This window comes from Variovorax sp. J31P179 (assembly GCF_030316985.1).
GTDB lineage: Bacteria > Pseudomonadota > Gammaproteobacteria > Burkholderiales > Burkholderiaceae_C > Variovorax > Variovorax ginsengisoli_B.
The window spans coordinates 658,389-678,917 of record NZ_JASZYL010000001.1 but is presented as its reverse complement, the minus strand read 5'-3'; the positions used below and the strand labels follow the sequence as shown (position 1 = coordinate 678,917).

General features: G+C 65.5%; 17 protein-coding genes. 4 read left to right on the top strand and 13 right to left on the bottom strand.

The features are described from left to right. Positions 1-143: 143 nt before the first annotated feature. The gene (locus tag QTI17_RS03245) at positions 144-725 is read left to right on the top strand and encodes a hypothetical protein (protein ID WP_286530962.1); all 582 of its coding nucleotides are present in this window, start codon (positions 144-146) and stop codon (positions 723-725) included. Here the strand turns inward: QTI17_RS03245 and QTI17_RS03240 are convergent. The 11 genes from QTI17_RS03240 to QTI17_RS03190 form a co-directional block, all read right to left on the bottom strand. Continuing rightward, positions 719-2,503 carry an IlvD/Edd family dehydratase gene (locus tag QTI17_RS03240; protein ID WP_286530961.1) on the bottom strand — a complete coding sequence of 595 codons (1,785 nt, stop codon included), beginning with the start codon at positions 2,501-2,503 and terminating at the stop codon, positions 719-721. The two genes, QTI17_RS03245 and QTI17_RS03240, sit on opposite strands and share 7 nt — an antisense overlap. Beyond that, entirely contained in the window at positions 2,500-3,264 is a 765-nt protein-coding gene (gene xylB, locus QTI17_RS03235) for a D-xylose 1-dehydrogenase (RefSeq protein ID WP_286530960.1), read from the bottom strand. Before xylB ends, QTI17_RS03240 begins: the two co-directional genes overlap by 4 nt. 31 nt (positions 3,265-3,295) lie before the next feature. Then, a complete protein-coding gene (locus QTI17_RS03230) occupies positions 3,296-4,480 on the bottom strand; it encodes a fumarylacetoacetate hydrolase family protein (RefSeq protein WP_286530959.1) in 1,185 nt (394 codons plus the stop codon). Between the two features lie 10 nt (positions 4,481-4,490). Beyond that, positions 4,491-6,905: a glycoside hydrolase family 3 protein gene (locus QTI17_RS03225; RefSeq protein WP_286531324.1), complete on the bottom strand. Its 2,415-nt coding sequence runs from the start codon at positions 6,903-6,905 to the stop codon at positions 4,491-4,493. Positions 6,906-6,928: 23 nt separating this feature from the next. After that, positions 6,929-7,570, bottom strand: a complete 642-nt coding sequence (locus tag QTI17_RS03220; protein ID WP_286530958.1) for a ThuA domain-containing protein — start codon at positions 7,568-7,570, stop codon at positions 6,929-6,931. Positions 7,571-7,603: 33 nt separating this feature from the next. Continuing rightward, complete coding sequence (locus tag QTI17_RS03215; RefSeq protein WP_286530957.1) at positions 7,604-8,701, bottom strand: Gfo/Idh/MocA family protein; 1,098 nt, start codon at positions 8,699-8,701, stop codon at positions 7,604-7,606. After that, positions 8,701-10,179: a glycoside hydrolase family 5 protein gene (locus QTI17_RS03210; RefSeq protein WP_286530956.1), complete on the bottom strand. Its 1,479-nt coding sequence runs from the start codon at positions 10,177-10,179 to the stop codon at positions 8,701-8,703. The genes QTI17_RS03215 and QTI17_RS03210 overlap by 1 nt, the downstream gene beginning before the upstream one ends. Before the next feature lie 19 nt (positions 10,180-10,198). Next, on the bottom strand, positions 10,199-11,260 hold the full coding sequence (locus QTI17_RS03205; protein WP_286530955.1) for an ABC transporter ATP-binding protein: 1,062 nt from the start codon (positions 11,258-11,260) through the stop codon (positions 10,199-10,201). A gap of 13 nt (positions 11,261-11,273) precedes the next feature. Beyond that, on the bottom strand, positions 11,274-12,086 hold the full coding sequence (locus QTI17_RS03200) for a carbohydrate ABC transporter permease (protein WP_286530954.1): 813 nt from the start codon (positions 12,084-12,086) through the stop codon (positions 11,274-11,276). Positions 12,087-12,117: 31 nt separating this feature from the next. Next, a complete protein-coding gene (locus QTI17_RS03195; protein ID WP_286530953.1) occupies positions 12,118-13,065 on the bottom strand; it encodes a carbohydrate ABC transporter permease in 948 nt (315 codons plus the stop codon). Between the two features lie 65 nt (positions 13,066-13,130). After that, the gene (locus tag QTI17_RS03190; protein ID WP_286530951.1) at positions 13,131-14,411 is read right to left on the bottom strand and encodes an ABC transporter substrate-binding protein; all 1,281 of its coding nucleotides are present in this window, start codon (positions 14,409-14,411) and stop codon (positions 13,131-13,133) included. A 73-nt stretch (positions 14,412-14,484) separates the two neighbouring features. Here QTI17_RS03190 and QTI17_RS03185 point away from each other — a divergent pair, with 73 nt between their 5' ends. Next, complete coding sequence (locus QTI17_RS03185; RefSeq protein WP_286530949.1) at positions 14,485-15,876, top strand: ROK family transcriptional regulator; 1,392 nt, start codon at positions 14,485-14,487, stop codon at positions 15,874-15,876. Between the two features lie 52 nt (positions 15,877-15,928). Here the strand turns inward: QTI17_RS03185 and QTI17_RS03180 are convergent, their stop codons facing one another. Continuing rightward, a complete protein-coding gene (locus tag QTI17_RS03180; protein WP_286530948.1) occupies positions 15,929-17,587 on the bottom strand; it encodes an FAD-dependent oxidoreductase in 1,659 nt (552 codons plus the stop codon). Positions 17,588-17,589: 2 nt separating this feature from the next. Beyond that, positions 17,590-18,555, bottom strand: coding sequence for a tripartite tricarboxylate transporter substrate binding protein (locus QTI17_RS03175; RefSeq protein ID WP_286530947.1), 966 nt, complete (start codon positions 18,553-18,555; stop codon positions 17,590-17,592). Between the two features lie 102 nt (positions 18,556-18,657). Here QTI17_RS03175 and QTI17_RS03170 point away from each other — a divergent pair, with 102 nt between their 5' ends. Then, a complete protein-coding gene (locus tag QTI17_RS03170; protein WP_286530946.1) occupies positions 18,658-19,569 on the top strand; it encodes a LysR family transcriptional regulator in 912 nt (303 codons plus the stop codon). A gap of 109 nt (positions 19,570-19,678) precedes the next feature. Continuing rightward, on the top strand, positions 19,679-20,518 hold the full coding sequence (locus tag QTI17_RS03165; RefSeq protein ID WP_286530945.1) for a MipA/OmpV family protein: 840 nt from the start codon (positions 19,679-19,681) through the stop codon (positions 20,516-20,518). Positions 20,519-20,529: the final 11 nt, after the last annotated feature.

Sequence of the window (20,529 nt, the reverse complement as noted above, 5' to 3'; positions counted from 1 at the left end):
ATGATGAGAGTGTTCATTGGCAGAGATCGAAAGGAAGTCTAGGCAGCGCACCAACGGCTGTCTACGTAAAAATTGCCAGACTCCGGCGGCGCCTCCCTCGCGCTATATTGGTTCCGCGGTCGCAACGCAAGGAGAGAGACGCCATGCCTGCCGAAGTACCCACCCCGACGGCCACCCTCCTCTCCGAGACAGGTGCGCTGATCGTCGCCGTATCGCGACGCCTCTTCTTTGCGGTGATGGCGCTGGCGGCCATCGTGGTCGTCGCGGTGGTCGTCCTGATCAGTACCAACTGGGCCACCTCGGCGGCCGTCATCCTCTCGGGCACGATCGGCGGCTTCATCGGCCTTCAACGCAGGCTGAAGGAGTTGACGGTGGAGGACCTGCGGGTGCTCGCGAATTCGTGGGTCCAGATCTGCCTGCCGCCGCTGATCGGCGGCGTGCTCGCGATGCTGCTCTACGTGATCTTCCTGTCCGGACTGGTCTCGAGCCCGCTGTTCCCGCATTTCGCGGCCGACCCGTCGACCCGCGAAGGCTGCGACGCGCCGCACTTCCGGATTCTCCTGTGCCACCACGGCGCGGATTTCACGGAATACGCCAAGCTCGTCTTCTGGTCCTTCGTCGCCGGGTTCTCGGAGCACTTCGTGACCGACATCATCGGCCGCTTCGAAGGCGAAGCCGCGAAGAACGCGGGCGCCACCGACGACAGCCCCAAGCCGCCTCAATGATTGTGGCGAGGCGGGGTGTCGGCCACGCCGCGGTACTTGATCGCCAACTCCATGCAGGCGCCCGACTCGAGTTGTCCGACCGTCGCGCGATAGATCTCCTGCCAGGGCGTCTGACTCGGCCGGATCGACGGCGTCCCTTCGTCCTTGCGGCGCGCGATCTCCTCGTCGGACACCAGCATGTTGCATTGACCGGCGGAGAGGTCGATGCGGACGACGTCACCCGTGCGCAGGTACGCCAGCCCGCCGCCAATGGCGCTCTCGGGTGACGCGTTGAGAATCGACGGACTGTCCGACGTCCCCGACTGCCGCCCGTCTCCCAACGTGGGAAGGCTCGTGATGCCACGCTTGAGCAGCGCATCCGGCGGCTGCATGTTCACGACCTCGGCCGAGCCGGGCCAGCCCACAGGCCCCGCGCCGCGTATCACGAGGATGCAGTTCTCGTCGACGGCGAGCGCGGGGTCGTTGATTCGTGCGTGATAGTCGTCCGAGTCCTCGAAGACGATGGCCCGGCATTCGAACCGCCCCTCGGCGCCCGGATGGCTCAGGTAGCGCGCTCTGAATTCCGCGGAGATCACGCTCGTCTTCATGATCGCGAAGTCGAACAGATTGCCGCTGAGAACGAGAAAACCGGCCTGGCTCTTGAGAGGACGTGCGAACTCGCGGATCACCTCCCGATTCACGCTTTGCCGGCCTTCGAGATTCTGTTCCATGGTCATGCCGGTGACAGTGGGGCGCGCGCTGCGCAGCATGCCCGCCTGCTGCAGCTCCCACATCACGGCCGGCACGCCGCCCGCGCGATGAAAGGCCTCGCCCAGGTACTTGCCCGCCGGCTGCATGTTCAGCAGCAGCGGCACGTCGAAGCCGAACTCGGTCCAGTCGCTCGGACGCAGGTCCACGCCCGCATGGCGCGACATGGCCATGAGATGCGGCTGCGCATTGGTCGACCCGCCGATCGCGGCGTTGACGACGATCGCGTCGAGAAACGCATCCCGCGTGAGGATCGAAGAGGGCCGCCTGTCCTCGAAGGCCAGTTCGACGATGCGGCGACCGGTCTCGTAGGCGATCTGCCCTCGTTCGCGGTAGGGTGCCGGAATCGCGGCACAGCCGGTCAATGACAGCCCCAGCGCCTCCGCCAGCGCATTCATGGTCGACGCGGTTCCCATGGTGTTGCAGTGCCCCACCGAAGGCGCCGACGCCGTGGCGATGTCCATGAACTTCGCTTCGTCGATCTGGCCGGCCGCCAGCAGCTTCCGGCTCTTCCAGATCGCCGCCCCGGAACCCACGAGTTCACCTTCGAACCAGCCGTCCAGCATCGGGCCGCCCGACAGCACGATGGTGGGAATGTCCACGGTCGCCGCGGCCATGACCTGGGACGGCGTCGACTTGTCGCAGCCCGTGGTCAGCACGACGGCGTCGATCGGGTAGCCGTGCAGGATCTCGACCAGCGCCATGTAGGCCAGGTTGCGGTCGATGGCCGCCGTCGGCCGCCGGCAGTTCTCGAAGGTCGGGTGGACCGGGAATTCCATCGGGATGCCCCCGGCGTCGCGGATGCCGTCGCGCACGCGCCTGGCCAATTCGAGATGAACGCGATTGCACGGATTCAGGTCGCTTCCGGATTGCGCGATGCCGATGATGGGTCTGCCGGAGCGCAGTTCCGCCGGCGTGATGCCGTAGTTCATGAAGCGCTCGAGATAGAGCGCCGTCATGTCGATGTGATCGGGGTTGGCGAACCAGTCCTGCGATCGGAACCGGCGAGCGGTGCGGGTGCCGTCGGTCATGCGCCGTGCCATCCTGCGTCGACGTAGTACTCGCGTCCGGAGCATCGCGCGGCGTCGTCCGATGCCAGAAAAAGCGCCATCGCCGCGACATGCGCAGGATCGATCCGCTGCTGCAGGCACTGCGCCGCCACGACCTGCGCCTCGCTTTCGGGCGATTGCCAGAGCTTCATCTGGCGGGGCGTCCGCACGGCGCCCGGAACGATGCAGTTGACGCGGATGTTGAATCCGCCCAGGTCGCGTGCCAACCCTTTCGTCAGGCCCTCGATGCCGGCCTTGGCGGTCATGTAGATCGACAAGCTGGGCAGCGCAAGATGCCAGGAGATGGACCCGAGATTCAGGATCACGCCGCCCCCGGCCGCGCGCATGCCGCCCGAAACAGCTTGTGCGCAGAAGAACTGATGCCTCAGGTTGACCGCGATCCGCTGGTCCCAGTAGTCCGTCGTCACCGCACCGATCTCATGCCGGTCGTCGTTTGCCGCGTTGTTGACGAGGACGTCGATGGGCCCGCCCGATGCCTCGATCGCCGAGAAGGTCGCCCGGACCCCGTCCAACTCGGTCAGATCGCAGCGGTGAAAGACAGGCGGCTGCGCCGCATCTCCGAGCTTCGCTTGAAGTGCACGGCCATCGGCGTCGGCAATGTCGAGAAAGAACACCTGGGCACCTTGTCGAGCGAATGCCTCGACCATGGCCGCGCCGATGCCGGAGCCCCCGCCGGTGATGACGACTCGCTTGCCGGCGAGGCTCGGATAGATGGCAGACATGGATGGGTCCTTTTGTTGATCGGGTCGTGCCTCACGAAGCGGCGATGCCGCGGGCGGACAGGTTCCGGTAGAGCGCCCGGACGCCGAAGGTCCAGGGCGCGATGGCGTCGGAGCGCTGCACTCGATTGACCAGGGCGCCCAGCGAAGGCGTCGAGATCGTCACGCGGTCGCCGAGGCGGTGCGTGAACCCCTTGCCTTCGTCACCCCGGTCCTGGATGGGAGAGAACATGGTGCCGAGGAACAGGAAGAAGCCGTCCGGATACTGGTGGTGCGCGCCGCAGGTCTGGCGCACCAGGTCGGCGGGGTCGCGGCTGATCTCGGCCATGCGGCTGGTTCCTTCGAGCCGGAAGCCATCGTCCTGCCCTTCGATGACCAGGCCCACGGTGGCTGCGCGGATGGTGTCCAGCGTGAACTCGTCGTCGAACAGGCGCAGGAACGGTCCGATCGCGCAGGAGCCGTTGTTGTCCTTGGCCTTGCCCAGCAGCAGGGCACTGCGGCCTTCGACGTCGCGGAGATTCACGTCGTTGCCCAGCGTGGCGCCGACGATCTGCGCGCGGCTGTTGACCGCCAGCACGATCTCGGGCTCGGGGTTGTTCCATGACGAACTCGGATGCAACCCGACGTCATCGCCGAATCCGACCGCGGACATGGGCTGCGCCTTGGAGAACACTTCGGCATCGCGACCGATCCCGACTTCCATGTACTGGGACCACGTGCCCTGACGGAGGAGTTCGTGCTTGAGCGTTTCCGCCTCGGGCGAACCGGGGCGAATGGCCGACAAGTCCGACCCGATGGTGCGTTGAAGCTCGTGCCGGATCTGCACGGCCTTGGTGGCGTCGCCGCCGGCCTGCTCCTCGATCACGCGCTCCAGCAGGCTGACGGCGAAGGTGACGCCGCATGCCTTGATGGCTTGCAGGTCGCACGGTGCCAGGAGCTTCTCGGCGCCAGGCTTTCCCGACGCCGTCATGGTCTTGTCGAGCCACCCGGCGGCCTCGCCCAGGGGCTCCCCTGGGCAGTTGCGGATGAATTCCAGGAGGTCATCCCGCTCGAGAAGGTCGGACACGGTGGGCACCGAGGCAGTGATGTCCAGCACCTGGCCCGCTCGAACCACCACGACGCAGGGCCCGTTGATTGGGCCTGCACGCCAGACCCGGCCAACGAGCAAGGCGCCGGAAGCGTCGGTGGGAAGAAAGGATGAATGGAGGTTCGGTTGCATTGGGAGGGGACTAGAGTGGGGTTGCCAGGGAGAGCGGATGGATCTCGCAGCTGCTTTCCATGCGCCAGTTCCGTTCGAGCGTGCGCGTGCTGCCGCCTACATCGATCTCGGCACGCAGCCGGATGTCGGTGCTCGATGCGCCGATCCCCAACTCGAACGCGCCGGGCTCGATGATTCGCGCACCGGCCATGCCGGTGAAGGCCAGCATGTCCACCGGGACGCGGAAGGTCACCCGGGCCACGTCGCCCGCGCCCAGTTCCACCCGGCCGAAGGCCTTCAATTCGCGCACGGGGCGCACGACGCTGGCCAGGCGATCGCGCACGTACAGCTGTGGGATCTCCACGCCCTTTCGGGATCCGGTGTTGGCGACGTCGAAGCTCAGAACGATCTCTCCGTCTTCGATGGGGACCGCCGAAAGGGGCACGTCCAGGTTGCGGTACTCGAAGCGCGTATAGCTCAGGCCATGGCCGAAGGGATACCGGCTGCCGAAGTGCAGGGCAATCGGCGTGCCTCCGCTCTTGAATTTGTGGTTGTAGTAGTACGGCATGGCACCGACGCTGTGTGGCACCGAGACGGTCAGCCTGCCGGTGGCCTCGGCGCGGCCCGACAGGACCTCGGCGATAGCGGTGCCGCCCTGCTGGCCGCCGGCAAAGGCCATCACGAAGGCTGCGACGCGATCTTCCAAACCGCCGAGGTTGTAGGGGCGCCCGCTGGTCAGCACGACAACGGTCGGCGTGCCGGTATCGACGACGGCTTGGAGCAACTGCTGCTGCACGCCGGGCAGGTCGAGCGAATCGGCATCGGAGCCCTCCCCGATCGTGCCCGTCTGGAAAAGGCCCGCGAGGTCGCCGACGCAGACGAAGGCGACGTCGGCATCGCGGGCGGCATCGACAGCCTCGGGGATCTGATCGGTGCGAAGCGAAACCGGCGAGGTCGGTTTGATGCCTTCTGCGCGCACGTCGCCCGGGAACACCGGCGTCCCCTTCTGGCGGACCTCGATGATCGAACAGCCCTTTGCGTAGCGCACATTGCCCGCACCGTAGATCGCCTGCAGGCCCTGCAGCGGCGTCACGATGTGACCGGTGTCTTCGACCTGGTTGTGCAGCACGACATGCGCGGGATAGCTGTAGCCGCTGAGCATGGCCAATGGATCGTCGGCAGTGGGGCCGATGACGGCGACGCGGGGAGCGGCGGCCGGATCGAGCGGCAGCACGCCACCCCGGTTGTCCAGCACCACGATCGCCTGGCGGGCGGCTTCGAGGGCCGTCGCAACGACTTCGGGCGTGCGCAGCGCGGGCGCCGCTGCGGCGTCCTCGAAGGTCTTCTCGAACAGTCCCAGCCGGAACTTCTCCGTGAGGACCCGGGAGACGATGCGATCGACGGTCGCCAACGTGATCAGGCCGCGCTCGATCGCCGCGGCGAGGTGCTGCGCGCAATCGTCCGCGGGCAGCTCGACATCCAGCCCCGCATTGAAGGCAAGGGCCGCGGCTTCGGTCGCATCCGCGGCCACCGCGTGGTGCTGGTAGAGCAGGCTGACGCCCACGTAGTCGGCCACCACCAGCCCGTCGAAGCCCCATTGCTCGCGCAGCACCTCGGTCAGCAGGTGGTGCGAGCAATGCGCCGGCTCGCCGTCGATGTCGTGGTAGGCCGGCATCACCGAGCCGGCGTTGGCCTGCTTCACGGCCATCTCGAAGGGAAGCAGGAAGGTGTCGTTCAGCTCGCGCCAGCCGACATGCACCGGCGCATGGTTGCGTGCGCCTTCGCTGAACGAATGACCCGCATAGTGCTTCAGCGTCGCGAGCACATCCCGCCGGGGGCCCTGGACGCCGCGAACGTAACGCGTCGCCATGACGCCGACGAGATACGGGTCCTCGCCGAAGGTTTCCTCGGTGCGCCCCCAACGTACATCGCGCGAAACGTCGAGGACGGGCGCCAGTCCTTGCTGGCACCCGAGCTCGCGGCATTCAAAGCCGATCCTCTCTGCCACTTGCTCGACGAGCACGGGATTCCAGGTCGCGCCGAGGGCGAGCGGAGACGGGAACAGCGTGCCGTCGCGGGTCATCATGCCGGCGAGGCACTCTTCATGCGAAATCGCGGGAATGCCCAGCCGCGTCTCGTTGCGCAGATAGCGCTGCAACTTGTTGAGCGCGCGCAATCCGCTGCCTGCCTCGACGCTGCGCGTGCCCAAGGGCCGGGTGATCTGTCCGATGCCGTTGGCCAGGCGCCGCAGCACCGAATCGGCGTCGCTGGCGACGACGAAAGCTTCTCCGGGGCGCACCCGGTGGTCGCCGCTCTCGGACAGGATCAGCCAGAAGGCGTGCATCTGGGCGATCTTCTCCTCGAGCGTCATGCGTCCGAGCAGGTCGTCCACGCGCGCGGGCAGCGGCTGCGCGGGGTCCTTGTAGAGGGGCGTGGAAGAAGTCATCGGGGGTGCGACGCCGGGTCGTGTCAGCGTGCCGCCCAAAGCATGCCGCGCTCCAGCAGCGTGCGCATCTGGGGCACCTGGAACTCGCTGGCGACATGGCCGAGCGCGCTGTAGAACACCCGCCCCTTTCCGTGCCGGCGCTTCCATGCCACCGGCATCACCACGCCATCGATCCATGGCGCATGCTCGCCAGTGAATGTCGTCGTCGCCAGCACTTCGTTCGAAGGGTCGACGTGCATGTAGTACTGCTCCGAGCGATAGTCGAAGTCGCCGATGCCCTGCATCACGGGATCGTCCGGCCTGGCGATGTTGACGCGGAAGTCGATGACGTTGCCGGGATGGGCGACCCACTGGCCGCCCGTCATGAACTGGTAGTCGACCGCGTCGCGAAAGGCATCGCACATCCCGCCATGGAAGCCTGCAAGGCCGACGCCTTCGCGCACTGCACTGGTCAGGTTGGCCAGTTCGTCCTTTTCGATCTTCGACATCGTGATGATCGGGACGATCAGGCTCAGGTCCGCGATGGCCGGGTCCGCGAACGCCTTTGTCGAGGTTTCGACACGGACCTTGAAGCCTTGCTCGGTCAACATGTCCGAGACGATCTTCGCCGCCTGGTCGGGCTCGTGCCCCATCCAGCCGCCCCACACGATCATGGCTTCACGCATTGAGTTGCCTCTCTGTTCAATTCGTTGACGGGTTCAGCCGAGGCCGCCTGCCGAGAAGGCGGTCGGCAAGATCTGCGGCCGCTCCGGCCGGGTCTCGATGCTCACGTGGCGCCCGAGTCGCGATGAAGTCTCGAACGCCTCCATCACTTCGAGGACATGAAGGGCCAGTTCGCCGGACGCGCGGTGCGGCCGGTCGGCGCGGATGGCATGCGCCATGTCGGCCACGCCAATGCTTCGGTAGTTGCCGTCTCCGTAGGCATGCCCGATGGGCTGGTCGACCCACTCCTGCCCGGCCTGCGCGAGCTGGATCGTGCCGCCGAAGTGGTTCGGATCGGGCACGATCATGCTGGCCTCGGTGCCGTAGAGCTCGATCGGCACATGCCGGTGCTTCGGCACGTCGAAGCTGGTGGCGATCGACACGATGGCGCCCGACGCGAACTCCATCGTGCCGGCGACATGGGTGGCCACTTCGACGTCGATCTTCGTGCCCTTGAGCGGCTCGCTGGTGATGAGGCGCTCGCTGCGCACACGCGAGGTCGACCCCGAAACCCGTGCGACGGGTCCGATGAGGTTGACCAGCGCCGTGATGTAGTACGGCCCCATGTCGAGCATCGGCCCGCCGCCCTCGGCATAGTAGAAGGCAGGATTCGGATGCCAGCGCTCGTGACCCGGACACATGAAGGTCGCCGTGCCCGCCACCGGCTTGCCGATGGCGCCTTCGTCGACGAGCTTGCGACAGGTCTGGTGCGCGCCACCGAGGAAGGTGTCGGGCGCACAGCCGACGCGAAGACCACGCTTGTCGGCGGCTTCTAGCAGCGTTCTTGCGTGGGCTGTCGTGAGGCCCAACGGCTTCTCGGAATGCACGTGCTTGCCGGCGGCGATCGCCATCAGCCCGACCTCGACGTGCGCCGCCGGGATCGTCAGGTTCACGATGATCTCGATCGCCGGGTCGCGCAGCAGCGCATCGACCGAAACGGCCTCGAGCCCGAACTGCGAGGCACGCGCCTGCGCCGCCTCCGGCTTCAGGTCGGCGACGCCGCGGATGTCGAGGATGGGGAACTTCGCCGCGGCCTTCAGGTAGGCCTCGCTGATGTTCCCGCAGCCGATGAAGCCGATTCCGACCTTGTCCATCAGTGCTCCTGCACCGGGAAGGCGGAGTACTTCTTCACGATGCCGGCGAGCTCGTTGTTCACCTTGCACTGCTTCAGCGAGAACGACGAGAGGACCCGATCGATCTGCGATTCGGACAAGTCCTTGAACAGGCGGGCGTAAGTCTGCTGCATCAGGGCGCTGGTGTAGAAGCAGAGCACCGCCGAGCTGAAGCACTTGCGGTTGTAGACCTGGGTGATGCTGTCGTCGCCGATGACGTCGTAGATCTGCTGCGCCAGCTTTCCGGTTTCCTGCTTGACCGCCGTCGGAGGCATCCACACCATCCAGTCATCGGCGCCCAGCTGAACTTTCTTCCGGATGAAGTCACCGACCCGCTGCTGGTACTCCGACTCGGGGTCGAGGGTCACCAGCCCCATCACGCCGACGTCCTTGTAGGTCCAGGTGGTCCAGTGCGCGCCATGGCGCTCGAAGATGCCGATCTGGTCGTCCATCGCGCGCAGGCGGTCGGGCACCTCTGCATCGCCGCCGTTGTAGACCGACCCGAACTCGCCGACCCACAAGGGAGCGCCGTGCTTCTTCGTGAACACGGTGCCTTCGTGGTTCGTGAACTCGAGTTCTTGCCGTGCCAGGTCCCAGTGCTCGGGGCCATCGCTTCGGGGCTGTCCCGCATCGATCGTCCCGGGATACTGACCGGGGCCGAAGCCGGCGATGGTGTAGTTGTGGCTGCTGTAGACGAGGTTGTCCGCGAAGGGGGCTTCCAGGCCATCGAAGAGGTAGGAGTAGCGATCGCCCTCCAGAAAGATGATGTGGCGGGGATCGATCTCCCGCACCGCGTCGACGGCCCGCCGATAGACGGTGTTCATCAAGTCCCAGTCCGGCCGATAGTTCTTGTGGATGTTCCACGGCAGGTCGCCGAACTGGTTGTTCACGCAGGGCTCGTTCATCAGGTTGAATCCCGCGACGACGGCCTCGTCCTTGTAGCGCCGGGCAATCTCCTTCCACAGGGCGATGAACCGGTCCTGGTAGTGCGCGTGGTTCCAGAACAGGCTGTGCCTGTTGGCATTGTCCGAATGCCAATGCACGTTCTGCCAGCCCTGGACGGCGTGCAGGTCGAGGATGGCGTAGAGGCCGTGCTTCTCGCACCAGCGGAGCACCTGCGTCAGCCGCTCGAAGCCGGCTTCCTTGTAGACGAAGGGCTTGCTGTCGTCCTCGAAGTGCCGGTAGTTCAGCGGCAGCCTGACCACCGTGGTGCCGAGGCTCTTGAGGTATTCGATGTCGGATTCGTTGAAGAAGTGATCGTGGAACCGCTCGAAGAAGAATTCGGCCTTCGACTTGCCCAGGACCTCGGCCATCTCGAAGCGCAGCGTGTGCTCCGCGCCGGAGAACCCGTTGATGAAGTCCTCCATGTTCATCCAGCCGCCGACACAGGTGCCGCGCAGCCGCACGCTCTTGCCTCGGGCGTCGACGATCTGGTTGGCCTTTACGCTCAGAAAATCCATTGGTTCTGCTCCTGTTGCATCAGTTGATTCGTTGCTCGGTCGCCGCATCGAACAGATGCGCGTGTTCGCGCTGCGCGGCAATGTGGATGACTTCGCCGGGCCCGGCGGTGATGCGCTCGCGGAACACCGCGCAGATGGCCTGTCCGCCGATCTGCGCCATCACCTGCGTCTCGGAGCCGGTCGGCTCGACCACCTCCACCGTGATCGGGAAGCCGGCGTCGTCGAGCATGAAGTGCTCGGGCCGGACGCCATAGACCGCCGGCAGTCCCGGCGTCGCGGTCGGTGCATTGGCAAAGGGCAGCGTGAGGCCACCCGAGCCATCGACCACGAAGCCTTCGCGCTCGACCTTGCCTTTGAGCAGGTTCATCGCGGGGCTGCCGATGAAGCCGGCGACGAAGAGGTTGGCCGGACGGTCGTAGAGGTCGAGTGGGGCGCCCACCTGCTCGACGACGCCGTCATGCAGGACCACGATCTTGTCGGCCATCGTCATGGCCTCGACCTGGTCGTGGGTGACGTAGACGATGGTGGTTCCGAGGCGCTGGTGCAGCGCCTTGATCTCGGTGCGCATCTGCACCCGGAGCTTGGCGTCGAGGTTGGACAGCGGCTCGTCGAACAGGAAGACCTTGGGGTCGCGAACGATCGCCCGGCCCATCGCGACGCGCTGGCGCTGGCCGCCCGAGAGTTCCTTCGGCAGGCGGCCCAGCAGCGGCTCGAGGCTGAGGATCTTCGCCGCCCGCGCGACCTTCGGGTCGATCTCGCTCTTCTTGGCGCCGCCCATCTTGAGCGAGAAGGCCATGTTCTGCTCGACCGTCATGTGCGGATAGAGCGCGTAGCTCTGGAACACCATCGCGATGTCGCGCTCCTTCGGCGCGAGGTCGTTGACCACCCGCTCGCCGATGCGGATCTCGCCGCCCGAAATATCCTCGAGCCCGGCGATCATCCGCAGCAAGGTCGACTTGCCGCAGCCGGAGGGGCCGACGAGGATCACGAACTCGCCGTCGTCGATTTCGACATCGACGCCGCGGATGACGGGCACCGGGCCATAGTCCTTCTGGACTCTTCTGATACTCACCGAAGACATGGGTTGATCCTTCTCAGCCTTTGACAGAGCCGGAGGTCAGGCCGGCGACGATATGCTTTTGCGCCGCAAAGAACATGATCACGGCCGGAAGGATCGTGAGCGTGATGAATGCCAGCACGAGATTCCAGTCGGTCGAGAACTCGCCCTGGTACGCCATGATTCCGAGCGGCCAGGTGTAGAGCGTCTCGCGGTTGAAGACCACCAGGGGCAGCAGGTACGAATTCCAGCTGTGCACGAAGACGATCACCGCCACCGTCGCCAGGATGGGCCTCGACAGGGGCAGCACGATGTGCCAGAAGAACCTGAAGTAGCCGCAGCCGTCGATGAGTGCCGCCTCGAACAGCTCCGCCGGCAGTTGCTTGAAGTAGTTGCGGAACAGCAGGATGCTCGACGCCAGGCCGAAGGCGACCTGCGGCAGGACGACGCCCCAGTAGTTGTCGAGCAGGCCCAGGTCCCGGATCTGGATGAAGAGCGGCAGAATCGCGGTCGCCGCCGGGAACATCAATCCGAGAAGCAGGTAGTTGATGAGGAAGGTCGAGCCGAAGAACTGGATGTGGACGAACACGAACGCCGCCATCGCCGAGACCATCACCGTCAGGATGACGGTCAGCACCGCGATCACCGCGGAGTTCCCCATCAGTTGCCAGTAGCGGCTGCCGCCCAGGATGTCCCAGTAGTTTCGCCACTCCCACTGCGCCGGAAATCCGAAGGGATTGACGCGCAGGTCGCCAAGGGTCTTGAAGCCGCCCAGCACGGTGGCGACGAGCGGAACCAGCACCAGCCCGGCGACGAGGAACAGCGCCGCGTAGCGGACGACCGGCGACATGGACGCGGACTTCGGCGCGGATGAATCGTGACTAGTCATGGCGCATCAGGACCCGCTTGTAGCCAAAGGCGAACACCACGCAGATGAGGAACAGGACAACGCCGACGGCACTGCCGAAGCCGATCTCCATGCGCGTGACACCGTAGTTGTAGAGGAAGGTCACCATGGTCTGCGTGCTGTCGGACGGACCGCCCTTGGTCAGCGGCATGATGAGATCGAAGAGCTGGATCGAGCCGAGGATCGCGAAGAACACCGACAGCCTGATCGTCGAGCCCAGCAACGGCACCGTGATGCGGCTGAAGATCTGCCAGCGCGATGCGCCGTCGATGCGGGCGGCCTCGTACAGGCTGCGATCGATCTGCTGCAATCCGGCGATGTACAGGATCATGTGGAAGCCGAAGTACTTCCAGATCACGACGATCAGGATGGCGTACATCGCGAGCTCGGGTTCGGACAGCACGTAGGGTGCGGTCGCTCCGAACGACTCCCAGATCTTGGCCAAGAGGCCGTAGTCGCCGTCGTAGACGAAACGCCAGATCAGGCCGGCCGCGATCTCCGCCAGGATGTAGGGCAGGAAGAAGATCAGCCTGAAGCTGGTCGTGCCGATCACCCGGTCGGCGAGCAATACCGCCATGGCCAGCGCCAAGGGCAGCTGCACCGCCAGCGACCCGACGATGATCAGCAGGTTGTTGCCGAGGGCCGTGTGGAATGCAGGGTTCTGGAACAGGTCCACGAAGTTCCGGAAGCCGACGAAATTCGTGGGAACGCCATAGCCGTTCCAGTTGAAGAAGCTGTACCAGCCGGCCGCGCCCATCGGCAAGGCGACGAACAACGTGAACAGCAGGATCGCCGGCGGAAGAAAGAACAGCACCACTGCCGTCGTTCCACCCACTCGCCTGGATGGCTTGCGTCGCCAGGCCCGCGCCTTGCCCGTCGGGGCAGGCGCCACGGCCCCTGCGCTGTGTTCGATCGTTGTCACGATGGTCCCTTCCCTGTCTGCGCGCTTCTAGTGCCGGCGTCTGATGCGAGAATCGTGCGAGTCGTTCAGTTGGTACTGTTGACGCGCTGCCAGGCTGCCTGCACCGCGGCGGCGGCATCTGCGGGCTTCATCTTGCCGGTGGCGAGCTCGACCGACACGTCGTTGACGACCGCACCGACCGACGGGCCAAGCATCTGGTCGTAGTAGATCTGGTGGTAGTGGGACTTCGAGACGTTCTCGGCCATCTGGCGAAGGATCGGATTGGCGATGGCGTCCAGCGTGCCGTTGACCACGGGGATGTAGGACCCGCGTTCAGCTGGAACGCGCTGGTTCTTCGCTTCCGAGAAGAAGCGCAGGAATTCGGCGGCCTCCTTGGGCGAGCCCTTGGTGACCAGCCAGCCGTTCATGCCGCCCAGGGTGTCGGTCGGGTCGCCCTTGCCGCCCGCGACGACCGGGAAGGGGAACCATCCCAGCTTGTCCTCGGGAAGGCCGAGCTTGTTCGCGGAGTTCGCCTTCATCGAGCCGAGCATCGAGTTCAGCTGGAGGACCATGGCGCCCTTGCCGTCGCCGAACTGGCCCGACGACTGGGGAAAGGTGGCGCCGAGGTAGCCCGGCTGGAACGGCTTCAGGTCGGTGAGCTGCTGGAACAAGGTGCCAGCCTGGACGAAGGTGTCGCTCGCGAAGCCCTTGCCCTCGCCTTGCATGGCGGCGTCGAAGGCAGCCTTGCCACCGAGGCGCAACGCCAGGTGCGACCAGTAGAAGTGCAGCGGCCACTTGTCCCCGCCGCCGACGATGATCGGCGTGGTTCCGGAGTCCTTGATCTTCTTCACTGCGCCGAGCAGGTCGTCCCAGGTCTTGATCGACCCGGCGTCGACGCCGGCCTTTGCAAACAATTCCTTGTTGTAGAAGAACCCGACCTGGCCCAGCTGCAGCGGCACGCCGTAGACCTTGCCGTTGACGGTAAAGGCCTGCAGCGCAGCCGGCATGAAGCTCTCGCGCCACTTCGCGTCCATGGGCGCCGAGATGTCCTCGAGGACGCCGGCCTTGATCTGGTCGCGCATGGTTCCGCCGCCCCAGCTGTACAGGATGTTCGGCCGATCGGGCGATTGCAGCAGCGTCGTCAGCTTTTTCTTGTACGACTCGTTCTCGAGGTACTGGATCTCGACCTTGACGCCAGGGTGCGTCGATTCGAACCGGCGGGCGACGTCGTTGTAGAAGGCGCCGGTGTCGGGGTTCTGATCCACGTGCATCAGACGGACGGTCGTGTCGGCAGCGAGGGCGCCGGCAGCGGACAGCCACATCCCCGCGGCGAGCGCCGCAGAAGAAACCAACTTGATGCTTCTCATACTGTCTCCAATTTGTTTGATGGCCAAACAAATGTGCCACCGGGCGGTGATGCGGTCACTAGGGAATACTCTGATGGTGCTAAATTTCGGACTTGACGCTACGCTTTCCACGTGTTTCCCCGCGCCAACGGCCTCGAAGATCGCCATGACACATCAGAAAAATCGAAACGTGAGACCATTAGTTCGACCAGCAGCCATAAAGCGATCGAACGCGCCGCAGGAGCCCATGCACACGCCAGCGCCAGTCACGGGAGATCAAGCTCTCGTCAAGAACATCAACCGCATCGCCATGCTTCGGCTGCTGCGCGAACACGCCGGCATCTCGCGCGCCGGCCTGTCCGAGCGCAGCGGCCTGACGCGATCGACGGTCAGCCTGCTCATCAAGGAACTCATCGACGAAGGGTGGCTGGTCGAGTCGGATGCGTTCGTGACCGGTACTGTCGGACGCCGGCCCACGCCTCTGAGGCTGGTCGGCAAGAACATGGTCCTGCTCGGCGTCGACCTCGGACCCGATGTCGTCCAGGTCGTGGCGACCTCGATCGACGGAGAGATCCTGGAGTCGAGCCAGGCCGCCCTGCGCTCGAAGGATCCGGATGAAGCGTGCCACCAGCTCGTCGAGATGGCCACCGCGCTCTCCGCGAAGATGACACGCGGCGGCTCGCGCCTCCTGGGCATCGGCGTCGGACTGCATGGTCCGGTCGACAAGCGTTCGGGCATGCTGGAATTTGCGCCGAACATCGGCTGGCGCCATGTCGAGATCGGCCGTCGATTCGGCGCGGAACTCGCGCAGGCGGGTCTGGCGGACGTCCCCGTCTACTATCACAACGAAGCCGACCTGGCCGCGGTCGGCGAGACCGAGTTCTGCGAGCGACCGGTCGACGATCCCCTGGTCTATGTCAGTTGCGGCGTCGGTGTCGGCGCAGGGATCATCCTCAACCACGCGCTGTTCACCGGCGCCACCGGCTCAGCGGGCGAAATCGGCCATACGACCCTGGTGATCGACGGCCAGCCCTGCTCGTGCGGGCGACTTGGGTGTGCCGAGGCCTACATCGGGCTCAAGGCCATCGCAGCCGCGGCCGGCTGCTTCCAGGACGACGTCATCGACCGGCGGGCGCTGCGTGCGCGCATGAGCGCTCGCGATCCGGCGACCCGGAGCGCCTTCGCGCGGGCCGGCGCGGTGCTTGGCGTGCTGCTCCAGAATGCCTGGACGACCTTCAACCCGCAGGTGATCGTGCTGGGCGGAGAGACCGTGACCCTCGGCGGCGACACCCTCCTCGACGCGGCAACCGAAGTACTCGCCCAGTACGCGCAGAGGGCCGGCCTGACGCCGCCCGTGGTGAAGGCAGCGCGGTACTCCGACCTGGCGACCGCCGTCGGTGGCGCAGCGTACGTCCTGCACGCGATTCTCAACCCTCACCAGCAAGCCCTTCAGTCGCAGTACGTGGCGGCGCCAGCGTCTGCTTGAAGGGCTCGGCCGAGGTTGTCTTTATTTGTTTGACAGCCGAATTAATTGCGAATCAAGACTTCAATTCAGCCCTCACTCCGCGCAGCATGTCCACCAGTGCGATCGGGTCTGCAGGCACGACGTTCGATCGCCAGGCCACATGCTGGTCGTCGCGGCACAGGACCAGCTTGTGCTTGTAGGCCTCCGGCACCTTTTCTCCGCCAAGGTCCAGGACCCGGAGCGGAACCCGTCGTGAGGCTGCTGCAGCTTGCAAGCCTTCGATGTCGAGGCTGGCGTCGAAGCGCAGGAGCGTGTAGCCCGCGCCGAATGCGTCATAGAGCGATCTGCCGTCGGACAACCAGAAGTGAGGCGCACGGCAGCCTGGCACCGTCGAAGGCGTGAAGCCGCCCATGCTGTATTCCGGAGGGCTCTCCCCGTCTCCGACGATGATCGGTGAACCCGTGTAGTAGTAGCCGAAGTTCAGACCCGCGCAGCAGTACTGTTCGACGTTCAGCTCGTAGGCCTCCCGGCCGATCCGGTCACGCGCGGCCGCACCCTCGGGGGTCGGCTCTTCGATGTTCGCCGGCACCGCGCTTCTCGCCTTGATCATCTTCGCGGCATGGTTCATCGCGAAGTGCGAGACCTGCGCGGTGATCGGCTGGCGCTCTGCCTCGTAGGCGTCGAGGATCGACTCTTCGCCCCAACCCTGGAGTCTGGCGGCCAAGAGCCACGAGAGGTTGAGCGCGTCGGCTATCCCCGCGTTCATTCCGTACCCTGCGTAGGGCACCCAGAGGTGCGACGCGTCTCCGGCGATGAAGACGTTTCGATCTCGGAACCGATCCGCGACAAGGCGCCGGCCGACCCAATCCTCCTTGCTGATGACCTCGTACTCGAAATCCGCATCGACCCCCAGGATCTGCCGGATCGACCAGTCGCGATCGACGGACTCGAAGTCCGGTTCATCGGGATTCAGATGGTTGTGCACCAGCCAGGTCTGGCTGCCATCGATCGCGAAGACCGTTCCGCAACGGCGCGGATTGACCGAGTAGTAGCACCATGAAGGCTTGCCGGGCAGCAGGCTGCGAAGACGGGGCGCCCGGATGTAGGTCGACTGGACCCGCTGCACGACCGCCGTTCCTTCGAGCTTGGCCCCGATCGCCTTGCGAACCGACGAACTGCCGCCGTCGCAGCCGACAAGATAGCGGCAGCGAATCTTCCTGAAGGTCTCGCTGTCGAGATCGAGCGCCGTGGCCTCGATGGCCTCGGGCCCTTGCGTGAAGGAGGTGAGTCGCGTTCGATTGAGCAACGTGACGCCTTCCAAGGCGGCCGTGTGCTCGAGCAGGACGGGCTCGAGGTAGATTTGGTTGATCCGGTGCGGGGGCTCGGGCGTCGGCCACCAGGTGTCCGGCCCGTCCGTCGATGCATAGCGCTCGCCGCGCCCCGGAATGGGGATGCGGGAGAGCTCGGTGCCGGTCATGCGGGTCCGGAAGACGACGTCGTTGGGATAGTCCTCCGGCAATCCCGTGGCTCTCAACTTGTGTGCGACCCCGAGTCGGCGAAAGCGCTCCATCGTCCGTGCGGCGACGTGGTTGCACTTGACGTTGGGCGGCTCCGCGTAGTCGCGAATCTCCACGATGGCGACCTTCACCCCTCGGGAAACCAGGTCCATGGCCAGGGTGAGGCCCACCGGCCCGGCGCCGACGATCAGTACGTCCGTGTCGATGTTCTTCATCTTCAATCGATCTTGATGTTGCTTTGCTTGATCACCTTCGCCCACTTCGCGGTTTCCGACGTGATGAAAGAGGCCAGTTCCTCTGGCGAGCCCGGCGTGGGCTCGACGCCCAGGTTGCGGATGTTGGCCTGGACCACCGGATCGGACAGGGCCTCGGTGAGCGCAAGGTTCATGCGGGCCACGGCGCCGGTCGGCGTGGCGGCGGGCGCGACGACACCGAACCAGCCCGTCGAGTCGTATCCGGGCACGCCGGCCTCCGACATCGTGGGTACCTCGGGCAGCTGCGACAGGCGCTTCGGAGTGGTCACGGCGTAGGCGGTGAGCTTGCCGGCCCTGATCTGCTGCAGCGCCGAAGGCAGGTCGACCATCGCCAGGTTGACCTGCCCGCCGATGGCGTCGAGGGCGGCCGGGCCCGATCCCTTGTAGGGCACCTCCACCAGCTTGACGCCGGCCATCTGGCTGAAGAGCGCAATCGACAGATGCATCGCGGTACCGTTGCCGCCGTGCGCGACCGAGAGTTGTCCGGGATGTGCCTTGGCCCTGGCAATGAGGTCTTGCAATGTCTTCGCGGGCACCGCGGGGTTGCCGACCAGCACGAACGGAATGGAAGCCAGCATGCTGACCGGCCGAAGGTCCTTCTGGACGTCGAAGGGCATCTGGGCATACAGGCTGCTGTTGGCGGACAAGGCCCCGGCCGCCACGACGCCCATCGTGTAGCCATCGGGCGGCGCCTTCGCGATCACGCTCGTCCCGATGTTTCCGCCCGCACCCGGCCGGTTGTCGACGATCACGGGCTGGCCGAGCGACTCGTTCAGGCGCGGCAGCAGCATGCGCACGACAGCGTCGGAACTGCCACCGGGCGGAAAGGTCACCACCATCCGGATGGGTTGCCGCGGGTACTTCTCGGCGGCGGGCTGGGCCAGGGCGGCCACCGCGATCCCGGCGGCCAATGCCGCCGCCACAAGCATTCGAATCTTCGTTCACATCAAGTGTCTCCTTCGGACCGGATTGCACACCGCCGGCATTCTTAAGTAAATCGAAATTAAACGAATCAGATATGATGAAATCGTATGAATCAACCGAGCAAGTTCAGCCCGAGCATCCGGCAGCTGCGGGCCTTTCGCGCCGTGTTCCATCTGGGAAAGCTCAGTGCCGCGGCCGAACAGCTTTCGCTCACCCAGTCCGCCGTGAGCGTGCTGATCCGCCAGCTCGAGGAGGGCCTGGGCACGCGACTGTTCGATCGAACGACCCGATCGCTCCGCTCGACACAGGCGGCGATGGAAGCGATTTCGGTGGCCGAACGGGTTCTCCGTGATGTCGACTCGCTGGGGGCTGGTCTTCGAGACCTGGGGCAGCTTCGGCGCGGCCGGGTGTCGCTCGCCATCACGCCGACCCTCGGAGAGATCCTGCTTCCGGCCGTGGTGCGGCGCTTCGGCAAATTGCATCCCGAGATCCGCGTCGTGGTGGACGACTGCGCTCCGGACCAGTTCGTCTCTCGCATCGTGGGCGAGCACGTGGACCTCGGGCTCGGGGCTCCGGAACGCGCGGCAGCCGATGTCGACACCGAGCGAATCATGGGCGACACCTTGGCCCTCGTCTGCCGCAAGGACGATCCTCTCGCGGCCCGGACCCGTCTGCGATGGTCGAACCTCGACGGCGTGCCTGTCATCACCGTCAGGCCAGGATATGGAATTCGTCAGATGATCGATGGCGCTGCGGCGCACGCGGGTGTCATGCTCGATGTCGCGAACGAAGTCACGTTCTTCTCGACTGCCTTGTGGATGACCGAGGCAGGCGCCGGGCCCTCGATCATGCCGACAGCGTACGCCCGCGCCTCACGTCACAAGGGCCTCGTCGTGAAGCGCCTCCACGAGCCCTTGGTTTCCCGAGACCTCTCCCTGGTCACCAAGCGCGGCCGGTCGTTGTCGCCCGCGGCGGAAGCGCTCGCCGTCGTGATTCGGTCCGAGTTGGGCGGGACCTGAACGGACCGGCAGCCTCCCGGGCCCGACCGCAATCGTTTCGCGAGCTGCGTGACAAAAAACGAATTGCCCCCTACGCTTTGCCAAGCCAGCTCCTCCACACTTCTTCGTCATGCTCCAGAAACGCTCCATGTTCCTCAGCCGCAAAATCGGCGCTCACTTCATTCTTGCCGGTGCAACGCTCGCCGCCCTGGTCACGACGCACGACGCGATGGCCCAGGCCCGGCTGGAACAGGCGGCCGATGACAGCTGGCGGTTTTCGGCCGGGCTCGGCGTCTTCAACCGCCCCAGGTATCCCGGCAGCGGCGACACGCAGACGGTGGCTGTGCCGCTGGTCACCGCCAACTATGGACGCTACTTCATCGGCGGCACGCCGGGGGCCGGCTTTCCATTCGGTGTCGGCTTCAACATCATCCAGGATGACGCCTGGCGCTTCGGGATCGCCTTGGGCGGCGAACTCACCAAGCCGCGCAAGGAGTCCGACGCGCCGATCCTCCGCGGCTGGGGCGACATCCCCGAGACCGCACTCGGCAGCGTGTTCGCCTCCTATACCTACGACTGGCTGACGGTCCGGGGCTTCCTGCTTTCCGACATCGGGGGCAACGACCAAGGCACCCGGATCGCCCTCGACCTCGAAGGCAGGTACCTGGTCAACGACAGGCTGGTCCTGACGGCCGGGCCCGGTGTCACCTGGGCCAACGGCAAGTACACCCAGACCTTCTACGGCATCAGCGCCCCGCAGAGCCTGATCGCCGGCGTGGCGCCGTACCGGGCGGGAGGCGGCCTCAATACGGTGCGCTTCTCGGTCGGCGCCCAGTACCAATTGACCGCCCAGTGGGGCCTTGGCGCGAGCGTCTCCGTCGCCTGGCTGCAAGGCGACGCCGAAAACAGCCCGATCACCGAAGACAGAACGCAAACGACCTACGGCGTCTTCGCTTCCTACAGGTTTTGACGGCAGGCCGA